The 24,994-nt window shown below is 69.9% G+C and carries 20 protein-coding genes, 4 tRNA genes and 1 riboswitch; of the genes, 8 read left to right on the top strand and 16 right to left on the bottom strand.

The window, feature by feature from the left end:
* Positions 1 to 70 precede the first annotated feature (70 nt).
* From ACFKCF_RS05000 to ACFKCF_RS04965, 8 genes are all read right to left on the bottom strand, one after another.
* Entirely contained in the window at positions 71 to 1,126 is a 1,056-nt protein-coding gene (locus tag ACFKCF_RS05000; protein ID WP_394491071.1) for a mechanosensitive ion channel family protein, read from the bottom strand.
* Positions 1,127 to 1,143: 17 nt separating this feature from the next.
* On the bottom strand, positions 1,144 to 2,139 hold the full coding sequence (locus ACFKCF_RS04995; protein WP_394491069.1) for a ribonucleotide-diphosphate reductase subunit beta: 996 nt from the start codon (positions 2,137 to 2,139) through the stop codon (positions 1,144 to 1,146).
* Between the two features lie 10 nt (positions 2,140 to 2,149).
* A complete protein-coding gene (locus ACFKCF_RS04990) occupies positions 2,150 to 4,318 on the bottom strand; it encodes a ribonucleoside-diphosphate reductase subunit alpha (RefSeq protein WP_394491067.1) in 2,169 nt (722 codons plus the stop codon).
* A gap of 124 nt (positions 4,319 to 4,442) precedes the next feature.
* Positions 4,443 to 4,640: riboswitch (cobalamin riboswitch) on the bottom strand.
* A gap of 4 nt (positions 4,641 to 4,644) precedes the next feature.
* Positions 4,645 to 5,592, bottom strand: coding sequence for a Bug family tripartite tricarboxylate transporter substrate binding protein (locus ACFKCF_RS04985; RefSeq protein ID WP_394491065.1), 948 nt, complete (start codon positions 5,590 to 5,592; stop codon positions 4,645 to 4,647).
* A gap of 76 nt (positions 5,593 to 5,668) precedes the next feature.
* Positions 5,669 to 6,454 carry an SAM-dependent methyltransferase gene (locus tag ACFKCF_RS04980; RefSeq protein ID WP_394491063.1) on the bottom strand — a complete coding sequence of 262 codons (786 nt, stop codon included), beginning with the start codon at positions 6,452 to 6,454 and terminating at the stop codon, positions 5,669 to 5,671.
* A gap of 58 nt (positions 6,455 to 6,512) precedes the next feature.
* Positions 6,513 to 8,333, bottom strand: coding sequence for a glutamine--fructose-6-phosphate transaminase (isomerizing) (glmS, locus tag ACFKCF_RS04975; protein ID WP_394491061.1), 1,821 nt, complete (start codon positions 8,331 to 8,333; stop codon positions 6,513 to 6,515).
* A gap of 13 nt (positions 8,334 to 8,346) precedes the next feature.
* The gene (locus tag ACFKCF_RS04970; protein ID WP_394491059.1) at positions 8,347 to 8,622 is read right to left on the bottom strand and encodes a hypothetical protein; all 276 of its coding nucleotides are present in this window, start codon (positions 8,620 to 8,622) and stop codon (positions 8,347 to 8,349) included.
* An 80-nt stretch (positions 8,623 to 8,702) separates the two neighbouring features.
* Entirely contained in the window at positions 8,703 to 8,960 is a 258-nt protein-coding gene (locus ACFKCF_RS04965; RefSeq protein ID WP_394491057.1) for a hypothetical protein, read from the bottom strand.
* Positions 8,961 to 9,046: 86 nt separating this feature from the next.
* On the opposite strand from ACFKCF_RS04965, the gene ACFKCF_RS04960 reads away from it, so the two are divergent.
* From ACFKCF_RS04960 to ACFKCF_RS04935, 6 genes are all read left to right on the top strand, one after another.
* Positions 9,047 to 11,395 (top strand): N-acetylmuramoyl-L-alanine amidase, encoded by a 2,349-nt coding sequence (locus ACFKCF_RS04960; RefSeq protein WP_394491055.1) that lies wholly within the window; start codon positions 9,047 to 9,049, stop codon positions 11,393 to 11,395.
* 91 nt (positions 11,396 to 11,486) lie between these two features.
* Positions 11,487 to 11,558: transfer RNA gene (locus ACFKCF_RS04955), tRNA-Gly, on the top strand.
* Positions 11,559 to 11,574: 16 nt separating this feature from the next.
* A tRNA-Cys gene (locus ACFKCF_RS04950) sits at positions 11,575 to 11,645 on the top strand.
* A 49-nt stretch (positions 11,646 to 11,694) separates the two neighbouring features.
* Positions 11,695 to 11,766, top strand: a tRNA-Gly gene (locus ACFKCF_RS04945).
* A 19-nt stretch (positions 11,767 to 11,785) separates the two neighbouring features.
* Positions 11,786 to 11,860 (top strand) — tRNA-Val (locus ACFKCF_RS04940).
* A gap of 243 nt (positions 11,861 to 12,103) precedes the next feature.
* A complete protein-coding gene (locus ACFKCF_RS04935; protein ID WP_394491053.1) occupies positions 12,104 to 12,382 on the top strand; it encodes a hypothetical protein in 279 nt (92 codons plus the stop codon).
* Here the strand turns inward: ACFKCF_RS04935 and ACFKCF_RS04930 are convergent.
* The 3 genes from ACFKCF_RS04930 to ACFKCF_RS04920 form a co-directional block, all read right to left on the bottom strand.
* The gene (locus ACFKCF_RS04930) at positions 12,358 to 12,699 is read right to left on the bottom strand and encodes a hypothetical protein (protein ID WP_394491051.1); all 342 of its coding nucleotides are present in this window, start codon (positions 12,697 to 12,699) and stop codon (positions 12,358 to 12,360) included. The genes ACFKCF_RS04935 and ACFKCF_RS04930 overlap by 25 nt on opposite strands.
* 60 nt (positions 12,700 to 12,759) lie before the next feature.
* A complete protein-coding gene (locus tag ACFKCF_RS04925) occupies positions 12,760 to 14,322 on the bottom strand; it encodes an FAD-dependent oxidoreductase (RefSeq protein WP_394491049.1) in 1,563 nt (520 codons plus the stop codon).
* An 83-nt stretch (positions 14,323 to 14,405) separates the two neighbouring features.
* On the bottom strand, positions 14,406 to 15,422 hold the full coding sequence (locus tag ACFKCF_RS04920; RefSeq protein ID WP_394491047.1) for a hypothetical protein: 1,017 nt from the start codon (positions 15,420 to 15,422) through the stop codon (positions 14,406 to 14,408).
* 108 nt (positions 15,423 to 15,530) lie between these two features.
* Here ACFKCF_RS04920 and ACFKCF_RS04915 point away from each other — a divergent pair, with 108 nt between their 5' ends.
* Positions 15,531 to 16,151, top strand: coding sequence for a TetR/AcrR family transcriptional regulator (locus ACFKCF_RS04915; RefSeq protein WP_394491045.1), 621 nt, complete (start codon positions 15,531 to 15,533; stop codon positions 16,149 to 16,151).
* Between the two features lie 196 nt (positions 16,152 to 16,347).
* On the opposite strand, the gene ACFKCF_RS04910 is transcribed toward ACFKCF_RS04915, so the two are convergent.
* The 5 genes from ACFKCF_RS04910 to ACFKCF_RS04890 form a co-directional block, all read right to left on the bottom strand.
* On the bottom strand, positions 16,348 to 17,787 hold the full coding sequence (locus tag ACFKCF_RS04910) for a non-reducing end alpha-L-arabinofuranosidase family hydrolase (protein WP_394491043.1): 1,440 nt from the start codon (positions 17,785 to 17,787) through the stop codon (positions 16,348 to 16,350).
* A gap of 33 nt (positions 17,788 to 17,820) precedes the next feature.
* On the bottom strand, positions 17,821 to 19,179 hold the full coding sequence (locus ACFKCF_RS04905; RefSeq protein WP_394491041.1) for an endo-1,4-beta-xylanase: 1,359 nt from the start codon (positions 19,177 to 19,179) through the stop codon (positions 17,821 to 17,823).
* A gap of 1,026 nt (positions 19,180 to 20,205) precedes the next feature.
* Entirely contained in the window at positions 20,206 to 20,979 is a 774-nt protein-coding gene (locus ACFKCF_RS04900; RefSeq protein WP_394491039.1) for a DeoR/GlpR family DNA-binding transcription regulator, read from the bottom strand.
* A gap of 16 nt (positions 20,980 to 20,995) precedes the next feature.
* Entirely contained in the window at positions 20,996 to 21,997 is a 1,002-nt protein-coding gene (pdxA, locus tag ACFKCF_RS04895) for a 4-hydroxythreonine-4-phosphate dehydrogenase PdxA (RefSeq protein ID WP_394491037.1), read from the bottom strand.
* A gap of 20 nt (positions 21,998 to 22,017) precedes the next feature.
* Positions 22,018 to 23,268, bottom strand: coding sequence for a four-carbon acid sugar kinase family protein (locus ACFKCF_RS04890; protein ID WP_394491035.1), 1,251 nt, complete (start codon positions 23,266 to 23,268; stop codon positions 22,018 to 22,020).
* A 157-nt stretch (positions 23,269 to 23,425) separates the two neighbouring features.
* On the opposite strand from ACFKCF_RS04890, the gene ACFKCF_RS04885 reads away from it, so the two are divergent.
* Positions 23,426 to 24,991, top strand: a complete 1,566-nt coding sequence (locus ACFKCF_RS04885) for an ABC transporter substrate-binding protein (protein ID WP_394491033.1) — start codon at positions 23,426 to 23,428, stop codon at positions 24,989 to 24,991.
* The last annotated feature ends 3 nt before the right edge of the window (positions 24,992 to 24,994 follow it).

Raw genomic sequence — 24,994 nt, 5'->3', positions numbered from 1 at the left:
TCGCTGCCTTTCTTTCGTGCGGCTGGACAATGTCCACGGTAAAGGAGTGATCGACGACCGTGCCACATATTTATTTCTGCGCGCGCGATTCCGGGGTCTCCACGCGGAAGTGGGGCAGGGACTCGGGGTAGTTGTCGCGGACGTAGTTGACCAGGAACTCGCGTACGTCGCACTTGAGGTCCCACGAGGACGGCGAGTCCGCAGCGCTCATCAGGGCGCGCAGTTCCACCAGCCCGTTCGGCAGCACGTCGGTGACCTGGAGCGTCCAGTCCTTCTGGTCCCACAGCGGGTTGCCCTGCAGGAACTCGTACAGCGCCTCCCGAAGTTTGGGCACCGGCACCGACCAGTCCACGCGCAGGAACACGACGGCGAGGACGCGGCTGCCGTGCCGGGTCCAGTTCTCGAACGGGTTCTGGGTGAAGTACGAGACCGGCAGGACCAGGCGGCGCTCGTCCCACAGGCGCAGGACGACGTACGTGAGCGTCAGCTCCTCGATCCTGCCCCATTCCTTCTCCACGACGACCACGTCGTCGAGCCGGAGCGCGTCGCTGAAGGCCAGCTGCAGGCCGGCGAGGGTGTTGCCGATGGTGGGCTGGGCGGCGATGCCGACGATGGCGCCGGCGATGCCCGCCGAGGCCAGGATGCCCGCGCCGAGCGCGCGGACCTGTGGGAACGAGAAGAGCATCGCGCCGATCGCGATCACGATGATGACCGCGGCGGCGATGCGGCGGACCAGCCCGATCTGCGTCATGAGCCGCCGCGCCCGGCGGTTGCGCTCCCCTTCGACCCGCACCAGCCGCTCGAGCACCACGTCCGTCAGCGCGTACGTGGCCTGCACGATCAGCCAGGTGACGGCGCCGATGGTGACGAGGCCGAGCACCCGGTTCACGGTCGCCGCGACGGCCGTCGCGTCCGCGCTCGAGCCGAACATGCCCGGCGTGAACACCAGGTTGAAGGCCACCACGGCCGCGACCGTGAACGCGGCCCACGTGCAGTGCTCCACCAGGTGCCGGGCGAGCGACCATTTGCGTCCGACCCTGTTCAGCACCCTCCGTACCACCTCAACCAGGAGGATCGAGCCGATCACCGAGATCACGAGAATCGGCCAGCCTGCTGGAGACTGCACGCCTATGCCCCCAATGTCTAGAAAGTCTCGTCAAAGGTCACATTGCCCTCAACCGCCACTTGATACGCAGAAACCCGCCGTTCGAAGAAATTGGCCAGCTCCTGCACGTCCTGCAACTCCATGAACGCGAAGGGGTTCGCCGAGCCGTACCTCGTGGGCAGGCCCAGCCTGGCCAGCCGCTGGTCGGCGACGTATTCCAGGTATTGGCGCATCTGTGCGACCCCCATGCCGGGCATGCCGTCCCCGCAGAGGTCGTCGGCGAAGGCCAGCTCGGCGGCCACGGCCTCCTCCACCATGAGGGTAACCTGTTTGCCCAGCTCCTCGTCGAAAAGGTCGGGCTCCTCGGCCCGCACGGTGTCCACCACGCTGAAGGCGAACTCCATGTGCATGGACTCGTCGCGGAAGACCCAGTTCGTCCCGGTGGCCAGGCCGCCGAGCAGGCCCCGGGAGCGGAACCAGTAGACGTACGCGAAGGCCCCGTAGAAGAACAGGCCCTCGATGCAGGCGGCGAAGCAGATGAGGTTGAGCAGGAAGCTCCGCCGGTCGTCCCGCGTCTCCAGGCGCTGCAGCGCGTTGATCGAGTCGATCCACTTGAAGCAGAATTCCGCCTTGTCGCGGATCGAGGGAATGTGGTCGACCGCGGCGAAGGCCTTCACCCTTTCGGCGGGGTCCGGCAGGTACGTGTCCAGCAGCGTCAGATAGAACTGGACGTGCACGGCCTCCTCGAACAGCTGCCTGCTGAGATAAAGGCGCGCCTCGGGGGCGTTGACGTGCTGGTAGAGGTTGAGCACGAGGTTGTTGGCCACGATGGAGTCGCCGGTGGCGAAGAACGCGACCAGCCGGTTGATCAGGTGCCGCTCCTGCGGCGTCATCTTGGCCAGATCGGCGAGGTCGGAGTGGAGGTCCACCTCCTCGACGGTCCACGTGTTGCGGATGGCCGCGCGGTAGCGTTCGTAGAAGTCGGGGTAGCGCATGGGCCGCAGGGTGAGGTCCATGCCGGGGTCGAGCAGCACAACAGTCTCCTTACTGGCAGGCTTCGCAGGTCTCGGGGTTCTCCAGGGAGCAGGCGATCGCCTCGGCGGCCGCCTCCGTGGGGGCCGCCTGGACGGTGGTCTGGGCGATGCGGGTGGCGGGCCGGGAGCGCAGGTAGTACGTGGTCTTCAGGCCCCGCTTCCAGGCGTAGGCGTACATCGACGAGAGCTTGCCGATGGTCGGGCTGGCCATGAAGAGGTTCAGGGACTGGGACTGGTCGATGTACGGCTGGCGCGCGGCGGCCAGGTCGATCAGCGCCTTCTGCGGCAGCTCCCAGGCCGTGCGGTAGAGCACCTTGAGGTCGTCGGGGATGCCGGGGACCGTCTGGACCGAGCCGTCGGCCCGCTTGATGTCGTCGCGCAGCTGCTGCGTCCACAGCCCGCGCGCCTGCAGGTCGGCCACCAGATACCGGTTGACCTGCAGGAACTCGCCCGAGAGCGTCTCGCGCTTGAAGACGTTAGACACCTGCGGCTCGATGCACTCGTAGCAGCCGGCGATGGAGGCGATCGTGGCGGTGGGCGCGATGGCGATCATGAGCGAGTTGCGCAGGCCGGTGCGGGCGACCTTGTCCCGCACGGCGTCCCAGCGATCCGTGCTCGTGACGTAGTGGTCCGGGTGCAGCACTCCCCCGGCCGCCCGCGTCTCGGCGTACGACGGGTGCCGGCCGCGCTCGGCCGCCAGGTCGGCCGAGGTGTCGTACGCGGCCAGCGCGATCTCCTCGGCGATCCGGGTGGACAGCTCCAGCGCCTCCGGCGAGTCGAACGGCAGCCGCAGCGTGAAGAACACGTCGGCCAGGCCCATGACGCCGAGCCCGATGGGCCGCCAGCGCTTGTTGGCCGCCGCGGCCTCGGGAGTCGGGTAGAAGCCCAGGTCGATGGTCCGGTCCAGGAAGCGCACGGCCGTGCGCACGGTGGCGCGCAGCCGGTCCCAGTCCACGCCGCCGTCGGCAAGGCAGGCGGCCAGGTTGACCGAGCCGAGGTTGCAGACCGCGGTCTCGGCGTCGCTGGTGACCTCGAGGATCTCGGTGCACAGGTTCGACAGGTGGATGACGTTCCCGGGGCGGCCGGTCTGGTTGGAGGTGCGGTTGGCGGCGTCCTTGAACGTCATCCAGCCGTTCCCGGTCTGGGCGAGCGTGCGCATCATCCGGCCGTACAGGGTCCTGGCCGGGATCTGCCGGACATGTCGCCCGGCGGCCTCGTACGCGCGGTACGCCTGCGTGAACGCGTCACCGTACAGGTCGGTGAGGTCGGGCACCTCCTTCGGGTCGAACAGCGACCAGACCTCGTCCGCCTCCACCCGGCGCATGAACTCGTCGGGCACCCAGTTCGCCAGGTTCAGGTTGTGGGTGCGGCGGGCGTCCTCGCCGGTGTTGTCGCGCAGCTCCAGGAACTCCTCGATGTCGGCGTGCCAGGTCTCCAGGTAGACGCAGGCCGCGCCCTTGCGCCGCCCGCCCTGGTTGACCGCCGCGACGGACGAGTCGAGCGTGCGCAGCCACGGGACGATGCCGTTGGAGTGGCCGTTCGTGCCCCGGATCAGGGAGCCACGCGAGCGCACCCGGGTCCAGGAGATGCCGATGCCTCCGGCGTACTTCGACAGCCGCGCCACCTGCCCGTACCGGTCGTAGATCGCCTCCAGCTCGTCGCGCGGCGAGTCGAGCAGGAAGCACGACGACAGCTGCGGGCGGCGCGCGCCCGAGTTGAACAGCGTGGGCGAGCTGGGCAGGTACGACAGCGTGGACATGAGCGCGTAGAGCTCGGCGGCCTCCGCCACCGACTCCGACAGCCCGCAGGCCACGCGCAGGAAGAAGTGCTGCGGGCGCTCCAGCACCGCCCGCGTCTCGGGGTGGCGCAGCAGGTAGCGGTCGTAGACGGTGCGCAACCCGAAATACTCGAACCGATCGTCCGCCTCCGCGGAGACCAGCGCGTCCAGCTCGGCGGCGTGCGCGGCGACGAACTCCACCAGCCCGTCCTGGATCAGCCCGGCCGCGTGGGTGGCGGCGATGGACTCGGAGAACGTCCGCACCCCGTGCGCGGCGGCCTCGTCGGCGATCTCCTCGGCCAGGAGGCGGGCGGCGACCCGGGAGTTGGCCGGGTCGGCGATGACCCGGGCGGCGGCCTCCTCGATGGCCAGACGGCGGTCGACCTCGATGATCTGCGTCACGTGCTCTCTCCTCGCGAGCTCGTCCCCCGTGAGGGCGCGCGAGAGCACGGCGGCACGGATCATCCCCCGGCCGTTTCGCTCCCCGGCCCTCCCGCGAGGCCATGGTCACTTCGTGCCGGGCGGGCGGCCCGGGCACACCGCTGGCAGGTCTTCGGGCTCGCGGGCGCACGCAGATCGCTCCTACTGGCCGTCGCTTCCCAGATCACTCCAGTGCACCTGACGGCGGTCGTTCCCGCTCACCGCTGCGGGGCAGCCCCGGAATCACACCGGGTTCCCTTTTGCTCCGCCTCCGGAGAGGCGAACCAGCGACGAGCAGGATCCTACATCTAGTGGCCGTTCCCGCAACTACCCCAGCATGTTGTGGCCTTGGTGGTGTCGAGCAGACCGAGATCCCGCAGGACGGCGCGGGTGCGCTCGACCTCGGAGCCCAGCCACTGCTCGAAGTCGGCGCCGCTGAGCGGGATCGAGATCCAGCCGGCGGACCGGCAGGCCTCCTCCCAGCCGGCCGAGCCGGTCACGTCCTCGCACATGCGGATGGCCGATTCGCGGCTCTCGTCCGGCATGTGTTCGGGTCCGAAGGCCGCCGCCCAGTCCGCGAAGTCGACCCGTACGCCGGACTCCAGCAGCGTCGGCACGTCGAGGCCGGGCACCCGCCTGGCCGAGGACACCGCGAGCGCCTTGGCCCGGCCGGCCTTGATGCTCGCGCGCCAGTCGGCCAGCGGGCCCGTGGCCGCCGCGGCCTTGCCCGACAGCAGCGCGGTGACCGCCTCCTGGCTGCTCGGGTAGTCGGTGTAGTCGAGCTGGCGGGTGTCGGCCCCGAGCCCTCTGGCGATCAGGCCGAACAGCAGGTGGTCGGGCTCGCCCTGGGGTCCGCCCGCCAGCTGCGTCTGGCCGGGACGGGCGAGCAGGTGCGCGCCGAAACCCTCGAAGTCCCGGAACGGTGACCGGGCGGGCACGACCACGACCTCGACCTCGCCGCTGAGCCTGGACAGGGGGGTCGCGGTGTCGAGGAGGGTCTGGCCGTTGTTGAGCTCGGCGGCCGCCAGCGCCGGCAGGCCGGTCACCATGATCCTGGTGCCCCCGGTGGTCTCGTATCCGGCCGCCCGGGCCGCGCCGGTGAGCGCCTGCCCGACGCGCGCCCAGCGACGCCCCTGCGGGTTGATCGAGAACCGGGTGCGCAGGCCCGCCGCGCTCCCGGCGAAGCGCTCCGTCCCGCAGCCGGCCGCGCACGCGGCCAGGCCCAGCCCCCATGCGAAGAACCGCCGACGGCGCATGTGCCTCTCCCCCGAGCTTAGCGAGCCACCGCTTACTCTAGGTTATCGACACAATGCGCAGAGATACACATACTTCTCATAATGGCTTCTTGCCGACCCCCGCCATCAGGGACGACGGCAGCGACCAGTCCCCCACCAGCTTGGGCCGATCGGGACGCCAGTCGACGGCCTGCACCAGCCCCGGCGGCTCCAGCGGGAAGTCGCCGAAGAAGGCGCGGATCTCGGCGGGCGTGCGGTCGGTGCCGCCGCCCGGCTCGTCCGAGGAGGCGCCCCGGTAGCGCCGCCCGCCCTCCAGGCGGCCCATCGAGGTGGCGTGGGTGATCACCAGGTAGCTGCCCGGCGCCAGCCGCTCGCGCAGGGCGGCCACGGCCTGCTGCGGGCGCGCCGAATCCGGCAGGAAGTGCAGGATCGACACGAGCAGCACGCCGACCGGCCGGCGCAGGTCCAGGAAGCCGCCCGCCCGCGCCAGCACCGTGTCGGGGTCCAGGAGGTCCGCCTCGACGAGGGCGGCCCTGCCCGGACGTCCGGGCCCTGAATGACTGAGCAGGGCCGTGGAGTGTGCGGCGACGACCGGATCGTGGTCGACGTAGACGACCCGGGCCTCGGGCGCGACCTCGTGGGCGCTGCCCTGGGTCGGCAGCCCGCTGCCCAGGTCGAGGAACTGCCGCACCCCGGCGGCGGCCACGTAGCGTACGGCACGCTGCAGGAAGGCCCGGTTTGCGCGGGCCAGCGGGACCGCCTCCGGGATCAGCTCGGCGAGCTGCTCGATGGCCTGGCGGTCGACCGCGAAGTTGTCCTTCCCGCCGAGCATGTAATCGTACATGCGTGCGAGATTGGGCCTCTCAGCGTCGAACTGCCGCACGTATCGAATTTATGTCGTCCGCAGCAAGATAACGAGGTTTGAGGCCAAATTAGCCTGTTTATTCAACCGTGACGCTCTTGGCGAGATTGCGCGGCTTGTCCACATCCCTGCCAAGGGCCACCGCGGCGTAGTACGCGAGCAGCTGCAGCGGGATCGTGAGCAGGATCGGGTCCAGCTCGATCTCGTTCCTGGGGATCACGATCACGTCGTCGGCCAGCTTGGCGTCGGGCTCGCGGTGGCCGACCATGAGCACCTGCCCGCCGCGGGCGCGGATCTCGCCCAGCGTGGTGAGGTTCTTGTCGAGCAGCTCGTCATCGGGGACGATGGCGACCGTGGGCATGTCGGGGCCGATCAGCGCGAGCGGCCCGTGCTTCAGCTCGCTGGCCGGGTACGCCTCGGCGTGCACGTACGAGATCTCCTTGAGCTTCTGCGCGCCCTCCCTGGCCACCGGGTAGCCGCGCACGCGCCCCACGAACATCATGCTCGGGTGCTTGGCGTACTTCTGCGCCAGCTCGGCGATCTTGTCGCTCTGGGTGAGGATCTCCTCGATCTGTCCCGGCAGTCTGCGCAGGCCCTCCACGATGCGCCGCCCGTCGGCGGGCGACAGGTCGCGCACCCGGCCCAGGTGCAGCGCGAGCAGCGCGAACGCCAGCGACGTCGAGGTGAACGCCTTGGTCGAGGCCACCGAGACCTCAGGACCGGCGTGCAGGTAGATGCCGCCGTCCACCTCGCGGGCGATGGCGCTGCCGACCGCGTTGACGATGCCGATGACGCGGCCGCCCTTGCGCTTGAGCTCCTGCACGGCGGCGAGCGTGTCGTACGTCTCGCCCGACTGGCTGATGGCGACGTAGAGCGTGTCGGGGTCGACGACCGGGTTGCGGTAGCGGAACTCGCTGGCGGGCTCGGCGTCGGACGGGATGCGGGCCAGCTCCTCGATGAGCTGCGCCCCGATCTGCCCCGAGTAGTACGCGGAGCCGCAGCCGATGATCTTCACCCGGCGGAAGCCGCGCGTCTCGCGGGCGTCCATGTTGAGTCCGCCCAGGTGGGCCACGTGGAAGCGCTCGTCGAGCCGGCCGCTCATCGTACGGGTGATCGTCTCGGGCTGCTCGGAGATCTCCTTGAGCAGGTAGTGCTCGTAGCCGCCGGTGTCGTAGTGACCGGCGTCCCAGTCGACGGTCAGCGGCTCCTTGGCGGTCTCGCGGGCGTCGCTGGCGAAGGTGTGGAAGCCGTCGGCCTTGAGCACAGCCAGTTCGCCGTCCTCCAGGTGCACGACCTGGCGCGTGTAGCGGACGAGCGCGGCCACGTCCGACGCGGCGAACATCTCCTTCTCGCCGATGCCCAGCACGATCGGGCTGCCGTTGCGCGCCACGACCACCTCGCCGGGCCGCTCGCGGTCGATGACCGCGATGCCGTACGTGCCGACGATGCTCTTGAGCGTCTTCCTGACCGCCTCCTCCAGGGACTCGTTCTCGTCGGCGGCGCGGGCGATCATATGCGCGAGCACCTCGGTGTCCGTCTCGGAGGCGAACACCACCCCGTCGGCCTCCAGCTTCGCGCGCAGCTCGCCGGCGTTCTCGATGATGCCGTTGTGCACGACCGCGATGCGCTCGTCGGCGGACAGGTGGGGATGCGCGTTTTCGTCACTCGGCACGCCGTGCGTGGCCCAGCGGGTGTGCCCGATGCCCAGGGTGCCCTTGAACCTGGCCGGCACCACCTTGGCCAGGTCCGCGACGCGGCCCTTGACCTTGCGTAGCTTGAGCCCCCGGTTGGACACCACGACCCCGGCCGAGTCGTACCCCCGGTACTCCAAACGCTGCAGGCCCTCCAGCAGGATGGGCGCCGCGTCCCGTGGGCCGACATAGGCCACGATTCCGCACATCGAGGTCTCCTCTTCATCCGTAGACGATCCTGCGCAGCTGCCGCAGGGACAGCTCCGGTGCCGCGACCCGCCGACCGCGTAATTCGGCGGCGATCCTGGGGAAGATCTCGTCGTTGGTGTGGCCGACCGTTTTCAGCTCGGCGTGCCGGCGGCGGACGTACTCCTCGACGGACTCGGAGAAGTACGACAGCACGTCGGCGATCACCTTCGCCGCCTCACCGGGGCCCAGCGGGCTCGTCTCGGTGAGGTGGACGATGAGGTCTTCGTAGGGATGTCGTGCCGGGGACACAGACGAGGACACTACGCATCTGGAACGAGACACTTCAACATTCTGCCCGAAATCGGGCAGGAATTAACTCGAACGCCTGTCTATAGCAGGCTGCCGCGGCCCCAGCCCTTGCCGAAGCGCCACCAGGCGAAGGCTCCGGCAGCCAGACCGAGCCTGGCGACGACGGCCGCCGGGCGGGTCGTGCCCGCGACGTCACCCCTGACGGCGGCCTGGAGCATGGTGGTCGCCCAGTAGCCGGGCGAGATCGGCGCGATCGCCTGCGCCCGGGGGTGGCTGGCCGAGCATCTGACGCCCGATGACTGGGATGCCGACTTCGCTGCCGATCTGGCGGATCTCATGCGTATCATCCGACCCGTCTGACCCATCCCTTTCTGGGAATGGTTACGGTGAGTAGTCGTATCGTGACCTTCCTGGGGGAGATGTCATGCGCCTCTGGCTCGCCGCCGCCCTGACCGCCGGCACGTTCACCGCGCCCGCGGACATGCCCGCATCCGGCCCTGCCCCAGGACACCCGCCCGGCCTCTCCCCTGCGCGCCCTTCCGGGCGGCAGGGCGAGTTCGCCGCGGCCGCCCGGGAGTTCGGGGTGCCGGAGAGCGTGCTGCTCGGCGTCTCGTACCTGGAGTCCCGCTGGGACGCGAACGGGGGGTCGCCGAGCACGGCGGGCGGCTACGGGCCGATGCACCTGGTGGACGCGTTCCCCACCGATGCGCTCAGCCCTTTGGCCGGCACCGCCTCATCAGCCGCCGCCACCCAGGACACGCATGCCTCCACGACCGGCGCCACCCAGGACACGCATGCCATCTCGACCGCCGCCACCCAGGGCGCGCGTGCCATCTCGGCCGGTGGCGGGCACGCGTGGCCGATCGGCGATGCCCTGGGGGACGCCCGGGGTGACGAGGCCCGCCCGATGCCCCGTACGTTCGCCGAAGCCCCTCCCGCATCGGCGCTGCGCACCCCGGCGCCGCCCGCCACGCTGCCCGAGGCCGGGCGCCTCATCGGCGCGGACCCCGCCCTGCTGCGCACCGACCCGGCCGCCAACATCAGGGGCGGCGCCGCCCTCCTCGCCTCGTACCAGGACCGCCCGAGCGGCAACCCGGCCGACTGGTACGCGGCCGTCGCCCGCTACTCGGGCGCGGAGGACGCGGCCGCGGCCCGCGACTTCGCCGACGAGGTGTTCTCGGTGATGCGGGAGGGCGCGCGGCGGCGCACCGACGACGGCCACCTGGTACGCCTCGAACCCGTGCCCAACCTCCCCCACCCCGTCACCGCCAAGGACGCCGCCACAGGGCCCGCCGCCTCCACGGACGCCGCCGCCGTCACGGGCCCCGTCACCGCCAAGGACGCCGCCACCGTCACGGGGGCTACCGGCGTCACCGGCGAGCAGGCGGAGATCCACGCGCAGAGGGACCCCGCCGCGCCGCCCGTCGTCAACGAGCAGGCCGACAACGACCCGCCGCCTCCGTACAACGAGCAGTTCGACACCGACCCGCTGTCCTTCTCCGGAGACGAGAGCGGGACGGACGATCAGACCGACTCAGACGGAAACTGGGCGGAGACCGGAAATGTGGAGAAGACCGGAAACGGCGGGCAGGTGGAGTGCCCGAGCTCACTCGCCTGCGAATGGATACCCGCCGCCTACGAGCGTTTCGGCAGGAAGAAGAACCGGGACTACGGCAACCACGACCGCCTGAGCCGGTCCCGTTCCGTCGACTACATCGTCATTCACGACACCGAGGGCACCTACCAGGGCGTCCCGTCCTTGATCCGCAACCCGAGGTACGTGAGCTGGCACTACACGATCCGCTCCCGGGACGGACATGTCGCCCAGCACGTGGCGACCAACGACATCGCCTGGCACGCGGGCAACTGGGACGTCAACACCCGTTCGATAGGGATCGAGCACGAGGGCTACCTGGCCAAGGGCACCTGGTACACGGAGGCGATGTACCGCTCGTCGGCCAAACTGGTCAGGTACCTGGCCGGCAAGTACCGCATCCCGCTCAACCGGGCACACATCCTCGGCCACGACAACGTCCCAGGCACCACCCCGAAGATGGTCGCGGGCATGCACGAGGACCCTGGACCGTACTGGGACTGGTCCCACTACTTCGACCTGCTGGGCAGGCCGCTCAACGGGGTCCAGAGCGGTAACTCCATCATGATCCGCCCCTCGTACGCCACCCACCGGCCCCGCTTCACCGGCTGCGTCGCCGTCAAGCCGGACAAGGCGTGCCCGCCGCACGGCGCCTCCACGGTCTGGCTGCACCAGGAGCCGCGCGAGTCGTCCCGCCTGGTCAACGACCCGGGCAAGCATCCGGGCAAGCCCAGCACGTACAGCGTGTACGACCACAGCGCCCGCGCCTCCACCGGCCAGCGCTACGCGGTGGCGGACCGGCAGGGCGACTGGACGGCCATCTGGTACCTCGGTCAGAAGGCCTGGTTCCACAACCCGCCCTCCAACCCCACCGCCGTCCCCGCCAGGGGCCCGCTGGTGACTCCCCTCAGGCCGGGGACCAGGGTGTACGGCCGCGCGTATCCGGAGCAGGCCGCCTACAAGCTGGCGTCGTACCAGCCGCTGGCCCCGCTCCAGTACAAGATCGGCCCGAGCCAGACGTACACGGTGGGCGACACGATCACCGGCTCCTACTACTCCGCCGGCGCCTTCAGCGCGGCCAAACACGTCACCACAACAGGACAAACCCGCTACTACCAGATCCAACTCGGTCACCGAGTGATGTTCGTCATGGCCAAGGACGTGCGCCTGGTCCGCTGAATTTCGCCCCGCGGCCCTCTCAGTGCGCACGGGCACTCCGGGAAGACGATATGGTTTTCCCGTAGCCCGGCGCACGTCGGCCGGGGTTCACGCGGAAGTGGCTCAGTGGTAGAGCATCACCTTGCCAAGGTGAGGGTCGCGGGTTCGAATCCCGTCTTCCGCTCGGAGCAAGACTCCAGGGTGGAGTGGCCGAGAGGCGAGGCAGCGGCCTGCAAAGCCGTCTACACGGGTTCAAATCCCGTCTCCACCTCGGCTGAACGGCGGACCCTCGGGATCCGCTAAAGTAAAGGCAGCACCACGCGGAAGTGGCTCAGTGGTAGAGCATCACCTTGCCAAGGTGAGGGTCGCGGGTTCGAATCCCGTCTTCCGCTCTGAGTTCTAACTCAATATGGACGATTAGCTCAGCGGGAGAGCGCTTCCCTGACACGGAAGAGGTCACTGGTTCAATCCCAGTATCGTCCACCAGATCCCCATGGAGGCTCCAGCTCACGGCAGATGCCGGGAGCCTGGGGCTTCCTGCCGTCCCGGGTTGATCATGGCTGGTGTCAGCACACCTTGCCCTCGAAGTCGGCATGGACCCGACTCCCCCGGCGCCTGCTGCCGGACCTGGCCTGACTTCCAGGATCCTCGAAATAAGCCATCCACGTGCGCCGGGTCGGATATCTCTGAAACGGAACGGAATCAGCCGAGCAATCGATGGGGGATCGAATGTCCGTAATCAAGCGCAGCCTCGGCGCACTGACCGTCGCGGCCGCGCTGTCGGCCGCCACGGGGGTGCTGGCGGCCACGCCGGCGAATGCCGCACCGGCCCAGGCGCAGGCGTGGACCTACGTCAAAAGCTATTTCCCGGCCAACGACGCGACCTGGCAGCAGTGCAATGCCGACGGCCAGTACTACGCGGACGGTTCCACCGGTTACGAATGCAAGTATTTCCCCAGCAGCTGGAAGACGCACACGCCGCACTACGAATTGTATGTGGGGCCGTAACCACCCGCCCGCCAGAATGACGGCCCGCACCGGTAACCGGTGCGGGCCGTTCCGCTCGAAGCCGTCATCGCGGCGCTGGGCTGTGCCTGCTCGGCCAGCGCTCGAAGGCCCCGCATGCCTTCATCCTGCTTGCCGTCCAGCAGCAGGAGTTGGTTGCGCAGGACGTCCAGGCGGATCTGTTCCTGGCAGGCCAGGTGGTCGTGCGCGCCGGCGAGCTGGTCGAGCAGGGCGCGGGCTTCGTCGGTGTGCCCGCTGTGGAAGGCCAGGCGTGCGCGTAGCGCGAGCAGTTCGTCGGCGTGCCGCTGGGCCTCGGCCATCCGGCCCGCCTCGGCCGGCGAGGCTCTCCGAGGCGCTCCTGGAACGGCCGGGCCGGCGTTTCAGGCGTGGGCGGGTTCGGTGGCGCCGAACCACCGCTGCAAGGCTGCCCGGAGTTCCTCCATTTCCGTGGGATCTGGGTGGGGTGATGCGGACGCCCAGGCCACACGGCAGTCCGGCCGAAGGAGCAGGGCGGTGAGCGCTGAGGTCTGGGAGCGCGCGGTGACGATATCGACTTGGTCGTGCCGCAGGGCAGGCGTCTTCGCCAGCGACGCTTCTTCGGTCAGGTCGATCAGCAGGGGGCGGGCGGTTCTGGTCAGCTCGGCCAGCCGGACCGGCCCGGCCGGAGTGTGCAGCTCCATGTCCGGGGCGAACCGGCCGATCAGCGGGTGCGCCGCAGCTTCGCCCATGTCGTAGCGGACGTCGGCGCCCGCGACGAGTTCGGCGAGGCGCTGCACGGTGCTCCGGTCGCGGAGCAGTTCGGTGAACAGTTCGCGCAGTGCGGTGACGTCGCCACCGGGGGCTATCAGAGCCGACTGTGCCTGCGCGTTCAGGATCATGCGGCGGGCGGCCGGCCACCGCTCCGTCTCGTAGCTGTTCAGCAGTGCGGGCGGAGCGCTACCGCGGATCACGGCGGCAAGTTTCCAGCCGAGGTTGACCGCGTCCTGCAGGCCGAGGTTGAGCCCGGGCCCTCCCCCCGTGGCGGCGTACACGTGGGCGGCGTCACCGATCAGGAACACCCGTCCGTCGGAGAACCGTTCGGCGACCCGGGTGTTACCGCCGGTCAGCCGGCGCAGCACGTGCGGCCCTTCGCCGTCGGGCGGGCCGAGTGGCACGTCGACGCCGAGCACGCGGCGGATGCTCGCCCGCAACTCGTCGAGGCTCATCGGGGTGTCGGTCTTGGGCTGGTCCCACTCTGTAGTGCTGACCAGCGGCGGGTGGCCGGGCATCGGCGCGTAGGAGAACCCGCCGTACTCGGTGCGGTGAGGCAGGAACGGCAGCACAGCGCCATAGCCGGGCACGTTCAGCGCACCGGTCGCGGGATCGACCCGGTCCGCCGGGACCGTCGCGTGCGCCGAGCGGACAGTCATCCGGTCGTAGGTGATGCCGGGGAATTCGATGCGGGACAGCTTGCGGGTGGTGCTGTGTGCTCCGTCCGCGCCGATGAGGTACCGGGCCCGCAACTGGTATGTCCCGCTCGGACTCGTGACGTCGATGGCGATCGCGCCGTCGTCCTGCGACAGGCCGACGACCTCGTGTGACCACCGGATTTCCACGCCCAACTCGACGGCGCGCTCCTGCAGGACCCGCGCTATGCGATGCTGCGGCACCGGCAGGGCATGGATGGGGCTGTCCTCCAGCAGGCTCAGGTCCAGGCCCATCGCGCCGAACATGAAGTACGCGGAGTTCGGCTGCGGTGGTTCCGGGCTACCGCTAAGACGTTCGTACAGCCCCCGGTGGTCGAGCATTTTCACGACCTGGCCGAGCAGTCCGTTCGCTTTCGGTTCCTTGCTTGCCTCCGGGAGCCGCTCCAGCACGACCGGCCGGACCCCTGCCAGGCTCAGTTCGCAGGCCAGCATCAGCCCGTTCGGACCGCCGCCGGCGATGACGACATCTGTGATCACGTGTTCTCCTTTGTTCGCGCGGAAAGGGCAGGACGGATGGAGCGCTGGGTCGATGGGCGGTTGGTGCGGTCTTCGTGACGTGGTCAGCCGCGGTAGTACTCGGCGACGGTGGCGAAGGCGGCCTTGGGTTCCCAGGGGAGGTCGGGGTAGGTGGTCCCGAGGCGGTCCTCGTAGACCTTGACGATGCCGTAACTGGCCAGGTCCAGGTCCTCGTGAGGGGCGCCGTCGGGGCGGTGTACGTGGTCGTACAGCGCGAAGGTGAACACGAACGCGCTGTCGATGCCGCCGTCTTCGAACGTCTCCAGCAGCTCACGCACATACGCGGCCTGCCCGGCCTCGTCCCGGGCGTACTCACCGTTCAACCGGACGGGGCCGCCTTCGTCGTACTCGACGATCTCCAGACCGAGAGCGCCCCTCTCGCCGGCGCCCTGGTAGCCGGCCGCGCCGAACTCCGTGATCGCGACCGGCTTTCCCTGCGCGACCAGGCCACGGACGCCTTCGGCGAATCGGTCGGCCACCTCGGCCGACCGATAGAGATCCATGGACATGATGTCGAAGAGCGCCCAGTCGACGCGCTCAAGCGGTACGGAGGCGTAGGTCACCTTGCCGCCGAAGCGCTCACGGACGAGTGCCACGGCCTGGCCGAGGAATTCGTTGACCCGTGCGCTGACCTCGCCGATCCGCTCCCGCACGCGATGTGGCCGGCCCAGGAACGCGACCCGCTCGTCGGTGCTGTCGCCGGGCAGGAACCCAGGATTCATCAGGCTCAGCTCGGCACCTGCCACGAACACCACCTCGGCGCCCCGCCGCCTCAGCCGCTCCGCGCGTTCGGCGCAGTCCGCGAACAGCGACAGCATCTCCTCGCCGCCCAGTTCGAGCGGGTAGGGGGAGAACCAGACCTCCAGGCCCAGGTCGGCGGCGTACGTCGCCGCCAGGTCGATCCGTTCCGGATCGCCGCCCATGATGCGGACCGCGTTGCAGTGCAGGTCATCGCGGATGATCCGCAGCTCGCGCTCGACCATCTTCGGGTCGAAGTGCTTACGGGAGATCGCTCCGTCTTTGACGAAGCCGGTGTCGTAGCTGATGCCTTTGGCGCGCACGTGCTTCCCCTTCGGATGTTTACGGTACTGACCGTACCCTAGTTGCCCTCATTCAGCACCGACAACCAGAATGGGAAGGTACGATCCGTACCGTCCTTGGAAGGGGCCATGGAGGAGAAACCGACGCGGCGGCCGGCTGCCGGACAGACGCGGCGGCGCGGAGCGGCCCTGGAGGAAGCGATTCTGCAGGCTGCGGTGGACGAGCTCAGCGAGTCCGGATATGCCGGGTTGACCATGGACAAGGTCGCCGCTCGCGCCGCCACCAACAAGAACGCCATCTACCGCCGCTGGCCGAACCGTCTGGCGCTCGGCATCGCCGCCTATCGGCAACTGACCACGACGGTCCCGCTCCCGGACACCGGCAGCCTGCGCGGCGACGTCCTTGAGCTGCTGCGCCAGGCCAACCGTCTCTGGAGTTCCCCGATCGGCGCCATCCTGCGCGAGCTGTTCGCCGCGGCCGGCGGCACGTCAGAACTCGTGGCGCAGTTGCAGGACCAGTCCGGCGACGCCGCGGCCGCCCCCTGGTTGACCATCCTGGGGCGCGCGGTCGCACGAGGTGAGGCAGATCCCGAGACGCTCCACCCTCGGGTCGCCACCGTGGCCATCGTCCTGTTGCGCAACGAATTCGTCGTGCGTGGCGTCCCTACCGCACCCGACGACGTCCTCGTCGAGATCGTCGACGAGGTGTACCTGCCTCTGGTGCGGCGACGAGGTCCGACCCCCCGCTGATCTTCCGCCGGCGCCGAGTGTGCGCGTGCGTCGCTCACAGACGCGCCGTCGCGAGCTTCGAAGCCGGCGGTGACGGTGACGGGAGCGGTGGCGTACAACGACGGCGGACCTTCCGGTGGGTGGCGGGGCTGGGACGACCACCGTTGCCACCGGAAGGTCCGCTCCGGGCTGCAGAGGTTAGCTCTACGTCACGCCGTCAGCGCTGCAGTGTCAGCAGACCCGGCCGGTAGGGCAGGAGACCGTAGTCGCCGCCGGAGCTGGGGGAACGTCCCTGGTAGAGCAGCTGCAGGTTGCAGGGATCAACGGTCATCGTCTGATCGGGGTTGCTGCGGACCAGATCGCCGTGGCTGATGTCGTTGGTCCAGGTGGCGCCGCTGTTGGCCTTGCCGGCGAAGGGATTGCTCTCGGTCGCCGCCTGCGGGGTCCACGAACCGTTCAGACTCGTGGCCGTGAACGAGCGGAAGTAGCGGCCCTGCGCGCCGATCGCCTCGACGAGCATGAGGTATCGGTTCTGGCCCTGGAGCTTGTAGACCTGAACGGCTTCGAACAGGTTGTTCCTGGTGTCGCTCATGACCACGGTCGAGGTGCTGCCGAAGCTGCCCGGGAAGTTCCCGATGGGCATGCTGGCCCGGTAGATCTTGCCGTTGTCCCCGGCGAAGAACAGGTACATGTTCGTGCTGTCACCGATGAGCGTCTGGTCGATGGGTCCTGTTCCGGAGTCCGAGATGCTTCCGGAGAAGAGTGCCTGCTGCGACGACCAGCCGTTCGGATTGGTGGGGTCGCTGGAGGTCCTGTAGGAGAAAGCGGTCGGGCCCCACTGGTAGGCGAGCACCCAGATGTTCTTGGGGGCGAAGTAGAAGAGCGTGGGTGCGACGGTGGCGGAGGACATCGTGTTCTGGCTGGCCGAGGCCATGTCGGACCAGTTGGTGAAGAGGCCGAAGTTCATCGAGCCCCACCTGGTCCCCGTGTCGTGCGTCGTCCCGTAGACGAGATGCCTGCCGTTGTAGGGGGCGACGGTGAAGTCCTTGAGCGAGACCCACCCTGACTTCGGGGTCGCCAGCGCACCCGTCGAGGTCCAGCGGTACGTCGACGGAAGATCGCACATGCCGGTCGGGGTCGGCGTCGGTGTGGGAGTGGGGGTGGGGGTCGGCGTGGGGTCGGGCGTGGGAGTGCCGGGGTTGCCGCAGGTGACGCCGTTCAGGGCGAACGACGTGGGCACCGGGTTGCTGCCGCTCCACGAGCCGTTGAACCCGAAGTTGGTGCTGCCGCCGGAGGGGATGGCGGCGTTGTAGGAGACGTTGGTGGCGGTCACCGACGAGCCGGACTGGGTCTGGGTGGCGTTCCAGATCTGGGTGATCTGCTGGCCGGCGCCGAAGGACCAGGTCAGCCGCCAGCCGTTGACCGCGTCACCGAGGTTGTTGATGGTGACGCCGGCGTTGAAGCCACCCTGCCAGCTCGAACTGATGGTGTAGTCGACCCGGCAGGCGACGGCGGCCTGGGCGGGCTGAATGGTCAGCAGGCCGGCTCCGGCCAGCAGGACCGCGATGGCGCCGATCACGAGGCCGCGGCGCCGCCCCGGCGCCGCGGGCGTGCCGGCGGAGGGGCGCGGTGACCGCGCTCGCCAGGGCAGACGCATCTGTATTCTCCTCATCATCATGTCCTGCCGCCGTCAGGGGCTGGTGCAGGTAGCGGTCGGGGTGGCCGCGGTGCCGTTCGCGGTGAACCCGAAGGTCGTGGAGCCACCGGCGGCGATGGAGCCGTTGTAGGCGGCGTTGCGTACGGTGACGCTGGAGCCGGACACGCTCTGCTGGCCGTTCCACAGGCTGCTGATGCTCTGCCCGCCGGGCCAGGTCCACCGCACGGTCCAGCCGCTGATCGCCGCGTTGCCCGCCTGGACGGTCACCGTCGACTGGAAGCCACCCGGCCAGCTGTTGGTCGTCGCGATCGTGGCCGCGCACCCGTCCGGGACCGGGGTCGGAGTCGGGGTGGGCGTCGGGGTGGGCGTCGGGGTCGGAGTGGGCGTCGGCGTGGGGGTGGGGCTCGGTGTTGCGGCGTTCAGGGCGTTGAGGACCGCGTCGTAGGCGGGCTTCTTGTTGGCGCCGCTGAACAGCAGCGGGGTGTCGCCCGAGCGCCAGGAGTCCTGGTCGCGCACCCCCCACACGGTGATGCCCGCGCAACGGGCCACGGCCAGGCAGTCGTTGGTCACGGCGGCGTAGGTCTGCGCGGAGGCGCCCTGGATGTCCAGCTCGGTGATCTGCACGTCGACGCCGAGGGCGGCGAAGCTGGAGATGGTGGTGCGGTAGTTGCTGTTGTACGGGCTGCCGCTGTTGAAGTGCGACTGCAGGCCGACGCAGTCGATCGGCACGCCGCGCTGCTTGAAGTCGCGGACCATGTTGTAGACGCCCTGGGTCTTGGCCCAGGTCCAGTTGTCGATGTTGTAGTCGTTGTAGCAGAGCTTGGCGGCCGGGTCGGCGGCGCGCGCGGTGCGGAAGGCGACCTCGATCCAGTCGTTGCCGGTGCGCTGCAGGTTGGAGTCGCGCCGGCCGCCGGAGTTGCCGTCGGCGAAGGCCTCGTTGACCACGTCCCAGGCGTAGATCTTGCCCTTGTAGTGGGCCATGACGCCGTTGATGTGATCGATCATCGCCTGGCGCAGGGTGCTGCCCGACAGGGACTGCATCCAGCCGGGCTGCTGGGAGTGCCAGGCCAGGGTGTGGCCGCGCACCCGCTTGCCGTTCTGCACGGCCCAGTTGTAGATGCGGTCACCGCTGGTGAAGTTGAACTGGCCCCGGTTCGGCTCGGTGGCGTCGATCTTCATCTCGTTCTCGGCCGTCACCATGTTGAACTCGCGGTTGGCGATCGTGGTGTACTGCGAGTCGCCGAGCCTGCCCGCGCTGATGGCGGCGCCGAAGTAGCGCCCGCTCTGCGCGGCGGCCGCGCCGAGCGTGCTCGCCGCCGCACCGGCCGGCGTGGTCGGTACCGTCACCGCGGTGACCACGCCGAGTACGCCGACGGCGGCGGCGATCAGCAACCGCGAGCGCCTGAGAGGTCGCGCCGGAAGTATGGCTGTGTTGCCCATAACTGAGTGCTCCAGACTGAATCACGGAAAAGCGGACACGCGGGGTCACCCCACGCGATCGACGCCGCGTCCCGTGATCAGGGAACGCACACCACCAGGGCATCGTGAACGGCGGTCCTCACCGCGCACCACCACATGGCAGGAGGAAGCCGCCTCGGTGGACACAGTCTGGAAACCGCGCCGAAAGTTGTCAAGTTCTAGCGAAAGTTTCAGAGCGACGCCCGCGCCGTCACGGCCGGCCACCGCTGAAACGCCTGGTGAGCCGCACGCCCGCCTGCCGCCCCTCCGTGGGCGCGAGGCGCCGTCCTTGACGCCGCCTCTTCGTCTCGTATTGGCTCGACCTGCCACCACAGCCATCTGACGGAGAAAGAGACATGTGAGCGCTAACAGCCGACCGGGGCCACCCCGGCGGCCGTGGTGCGGGGTGATCCGGCGGACAGACACCACGTCCCCGGAGCCACCCTCTCGGAGAGTCATTGATGAGGAGGTTCACGGCGGCAAAGACAACGGTCCCGGACGGTCGCCTCCGTCGTGTCGTGTCATCACCGGCGTAGCCGCGGGCCGTCCCGTGTCCGCGCGCGGCTGCCCCGGACTCATGCCGGGGGCGTACGTGTCGCGGGGCGCGCGGGCTGTGCGGTGCTCAAGTGCCAGGACGAGGACGCGGTCACCATCGACGTCACGAGTGCGAGTGGGGGCATGCCGTCTGCGGGCCCGATGCCTCATCGCTGGGATGGGCTGGCGATGTCGTCGCGGTATGGCCGTGCTCCCCTCGTCCCCGGCGCTGCGGGGCCCGGCCCTTGACCCGAATTCCCATCGGGCGATCAAAGGGGCGAAAGCGTTCTGGAGGGCGTCCGAGAGGAGCGAGGACGAACAGGGGGCGGGCTTCAGTCCGCCTGGAAGAGCGCGCGAGCGAAGTTCGGGGCGGGCGTCAGTCGCGTCGCCCCCCAGAGGGGCAAAGGGTGGGTGAGTATGCCCCACCTACTCGGGGGTTACGACGATGGTTTCGACGCCCTTGGTGGTGAAGGGTTTGAGGGAGTCGGGGGTGGCGGAGGAGTCGGTGACGAGGGTCCAGGTGTCGGGCATGCGGGCCCAGGCGTGGAAGGGGCGGCGGCCGAGTTTGGCGGCGTGGACCAGGAGGTAGACGTGGCGGGAGCGGGCGATCATGAGCTCCTTGAGGCGGGTCTGCTGCAGGCTGGCCTCGCAGATGCCGTCCTCCGCCGTCACCCCGTCGGCGCCCAGGAAGACCCGGTCGAAGGTCATCCGGCTCAGGGCCGCCTCCGCCAGGGGGCCGATGAAGCCCTGGCTCACGTGGCGGAGGGTGCCGCCCAGGCATTCGACGTGGACGCCCGTCGCGCCCGCGAGCTCCTGGAGGGCGTTCAGGCCCGTGGTGGCGACGGTCAGGTCCACGGCGGTACGCAGCTCGTGGGCCAGGGCGCCCGTGGTCGAGCCGGCGTCCAGGAGGACGGTTTCGCCCGGGCGGATCTGGGACGCCGCCCAGGCGGCGATCGCCCGTTTCGCCTCGAAGGCCTCGCCGATGCGTTGCCTGAGTGAGGCCTCGGGATGGGTGACCACGGCCATGGCGCCGCCGTACGTGCGGGCCAGCAGGCCCGCGGCCTTGAGGTGGGCCAGGTCGCGGCGGATGGTGGAGGCCGTCACGCCCAGCTGGGCCGACAGCTCCTCGACGCTGGTCAGGCCGGTGGTGGTGGCCAGCCGGACGATCTCGTCGCGGCGAACCTGTGCTGCGCGGCCCATGGACGGTCCCTTCCCCTCACACGCCCTGCGCGGACGACAGCTCGGCCGCCTGGCGGAGGGCTTCGATCATGCTACCGGCGTCCGCCACGCCCTTCCCGGCGATGTCGAAAGCCGTGCCGTGGTCCACCGACGTACGGATGACCGGCAGGCCCACCGTGATGTTGACGCCCGCCTCCAGGCCCAGGATCTTCACCGGGCCGTGGCCCTGGTCGTGATACATGGCGACGATCAGGTCGTAGTCGCCGCGGCCGGCCAGGAAGAACGCCGTGTCGGCCGGGAGCGGGCCGTGCACGTCCATGCCCCCGGCCTGGAGGCGCTCCAGCGCCGGGACGATCTTCTCCTCCTCCTCGCCGTACCCGAACAGGCCGTTCTCCCCCGCGTGCGGGTTGATGCCGCAAACGCCGATCTTGGGGCGTTCGAGGCCGGAGCCGCGCATGGCCGCCTCCCCGCGCCGGACGGTCCGCTCCACCAGGCCGGGCTCGATGCGGGCGACCGCGTCTATCAGGCCGACGTGGGTGGTGACGTGGATGACCTTGACCTTGGGGGTGGACAGCATCATCGACACCTCCTCGGTCCCCGTGAGGTGGGCGAGGAGTTCGGTGTGGCCGGGGAAGACGTGCCCGGCCGCGTGCAGGGCCTCCTTGTTCAGGGGCGCCGTGCAGATCGCCTGTACGTCCCCGGCCATCGCCAGCTCGCTGGCCAGCCGTACGTACTCGTAGGCCGCGTGGCCCGCGACCGGCGACACCTCGCCCCACGGCAGGTCCTCGGGGAGGATGCCGGGGTCGATGACGTTGATCCGCCCCGCCTCGAACGCCGCTCCGGCGATGCCGTCCACCGTGACCACTTCCGGCCGGACGCCGAGGAAGGTCGCGGCGAGACGCAGGCGGGCGGCGTCGCCGATGACCACCGGGCGGCAGAACGCGGCGGTCTCGGGGGCGAGGAGCGCGCCGACGATCACCTCCGGCCCCACGCCGGCGCCGTCTCCCATGGTGAGGGCGATGAGAGGAGTACTGCTCATGTCAGCCTTTCGAGTGAGAGTCACAGGTCAGGGTTGAGGTGGGTGGCGATGCGGAGGAGGCTGTCGGTGTCGCCGAAGCTGCCCGGTCGGGTGACCACCGAGTGGCCCTGAGGGGTGCGGCTGTGCACGGCGCCGTGGTGGACCTGGTCCAAGGGGATCAGCTCGCGTACGCCCAGCGCGTCCAGGACCCGCCTGGCGGTCTCGCCTCCGGTGAGGACCAGGTCGGCGAGGGTTTCCCCGAGAGCCTCGCGCACCACATCAGCGAGGGCGCGGGTGAGGAGCGGGCCCGCGGCGCGCGTCGGGGACACCTCACCGCCCACGGTCAGCACGACGGGGCCCGAGGCCAGCGCGTCCCGTACTCGTTCCGGGGTGGCGCGGTCGGCCGCCGGCGCTGTCACGTGCGCGGCACCGCCCCCCGTGACCCCGAGGTCCGCCGCCGACAGCGTCACGTGTGCGAACCCGTGTTCAACGAGCAGTCTGACCTGCTCGGCCGCCACCGGCTCGGCCGTCCCGACCACGACCAGCAGCCGGCCGTTCCCTGGTGACGCCGCGCCGCCGCCACGAGCGGTAGCGGTCGGGTCCGGGCGAAAGCCGGCGGTGGTCATGTCCGGGCGGGAGCCGGCGGTGGCCGTGTCCGGGCGGGAGCCCCTCGCGCAGGTGCCGGTGCCGCCGCCCAGGGCACGGCCGAGGGCGGTGGCCAGGCCGCCCGACCCGATCAGGCGGGCGGAGCCCCCGAGCGTGGCGGCCACGATGGCGTCGAGGTCGGCGTCCGTCTCGGCGTCGCAGACGGCCACCCGCCCGGCCGCGAGGGCCTCGGACAGGTCGGCGCCCACGGGCACGTGAACCCATGGGACGTCCCCCAGCGCCTCGGCCACGGTGGCGGGAGCGGGACGGGGTTCTGCGCGCCATGCGCGCGTTTCGCGCAGCGGCACACCCTGGACGTACGGCACCCCGCCCACGACAGTACGGCCGGCGGACGGCAGCGCCGGGGCGAAGACGACCGGGGCGTCGAGGCAGGCGGCGACCGTGGCGGCCACGTTGCCGCGCAGCAGCGAGTCGACCTTGACGAAGACCCGCCGGTCGCCCGCCTGAGCGAGCGCCTCCCGTACCAGGTCGAAGGCCCGGGGGTGGTGCCGGCTGTCCAGGTCCGCCACCACCACCGGAGCGGCCGCGACGGGGACGGCCAACGCGATCCGCGCGGGACGGGCGGCGGACATGAGCGCCGCCGCCGTCTCCGCCGCCCCCGTGAGGTCGTCCGCTAGGACGAACATGCGCTCCCACCTCGACTTGCGTAAATCACGCGGTGAGTATTGCACGAAACGCGCAAGCTATGCCACAGTTGCCGGAAAGTAACGCGGAGGTTTCCCGCACTCACTCTTCAGAACGCCCGAGCAAGCAGAACGACATCCCCGTTCGATGGAGGGCTGAATGACTCAGTCCACACCCCCCGAGATCTCACGCCGCACCTTCCTCTGGACGGGCGCGGCGATGGGTATGGGCCTCGCCGCAGGCTGCGCGGGCCCGACCGGGAGCCCGGCGCCAGGATCGATGGTCCTGGCGCTCAACCGCTCCCTGGTCTCCCTGGACAACAAGCTCAACCAGTTCGAGGCGGCCGTCACCGTGCAGCGCGGCGTGCGCCAGGCGCTGACCAGGATCGGCCCCAAGCTGACCCCCGAGCCGGTGCTCGCCGAGAGCTTCCGGCTCACCGCCCCCACCGAGTGGACCGTGCGGCTGCGGGCGGGCGCCCGCTACTCCGACGGCTCCCCCGTCACCCCCAAGGACGTGGCGACGGCGCTGGAGATGTACCAGAAGGTGAACGGCTCGTTCATCGCCTCCTTCTTCCCCGAGTGGCCACGGGTGGAGCAGGACGACGAGCGCACGTTCAGGCTGCGCAGCGACAAGCCGCTGCCGGTGCTCGACTACCTGATGGCCAACATCCTCATCACCCCCTCGTCGGCCAACCAGCCGGCCGAGCTGCAGAGCGGGCTCGGCAGCGGGCCGTACACGGTGGTGCAGTCAGACCGCGGCGCCGGCGTCTACACCCTGCGCGCGAACCCGGCCTACTGGGGGCCGAAGCCGCGGCTGAGCACCGTGCACGTACGGTTCATCCAGGAGGAGTCCAGCCGCGTCGTGGCCCTGCGCAGCGGCGAGATCGACGTGATCGACACGATCTCCCCCGACTCGGCGGAGCAGCTGCGCAACCTGCCGGACGTCGAGCTGACCTCGGCCGTCGGCACCCGCATCAACCAGCTGTTCTTCAACTTCCGCAAACCGCCCGGCCACCCGCTGGCCGACGCGCGGGTGCGCCGGGCGCTGACGTTCGCCGTGGACGGCAAGCGGCTGGCCGAGGACGTGCTCCAGGGCACCGCGATCCCGGCCGACGGCGTGGTCAGCGGCATCCTGGCCGGCGCGGTCAAGACCGGCCAGTACGTCCACGACCCCGCCATGGCCACCCGGCTCCTGGCCGAGGCCGGGGTCAGGCCGGCCGACCTGAACCTCAAGATCATCTGGGAGACCGGCGAGTTCCCCAGCGACAGCCTCCTCATGGAGGGCGTGCAGCAGATGCTCGAACAGATCGGCGTGCGCTGCTCGTTGCAGCAGTTCGAGCCGGGCGGCGACATCTCCAAGTGGCGGCAGGGCCGCGCCGGCGACTGGGACATCCTGGGCAACGGCTTCTCGGTCCCGACCGGGCTGGCGTACTCGGCGCTGCAGGGCATGTTCGGCGGCACGCCCGAGAAGGAGAAGACCCGCGACACCTACCAGGGCTACGTCCAGCCCCAGGTCGTCGAGCTGCTCGCACGCGCCGCGGAGGAGGTGGACGCGCAGGCCAGGGCGGCCGTGGTGGCCAGGGCCCAGCAGGCGGTGTGGGACAGCTGGCCGTGCCTGTGGGCGTTCGTCCCGCGCACGATGCTGGCGCACCGCAGGCGGGTGCGCGGCCTGGCGCTGGAGCCGACCAATTCCTACGACCTCGCCGCGCTGCGGCTGGACGGGTGAGCC

The sequence above is a fragment of the Nonomuraea sp. JJY05 genome (genome assembly GCF_043496855.1).
Lineage (GTDB): Bacteria > Actinomycetota > Actinomycetes > Streptosporangiales > Streptosporangiaceae > Nonomuraea.
Note: the sequence above shows the minus strand (reverse complement) of the source record. Positions and strands in the feature narration are given on the sequence as shown.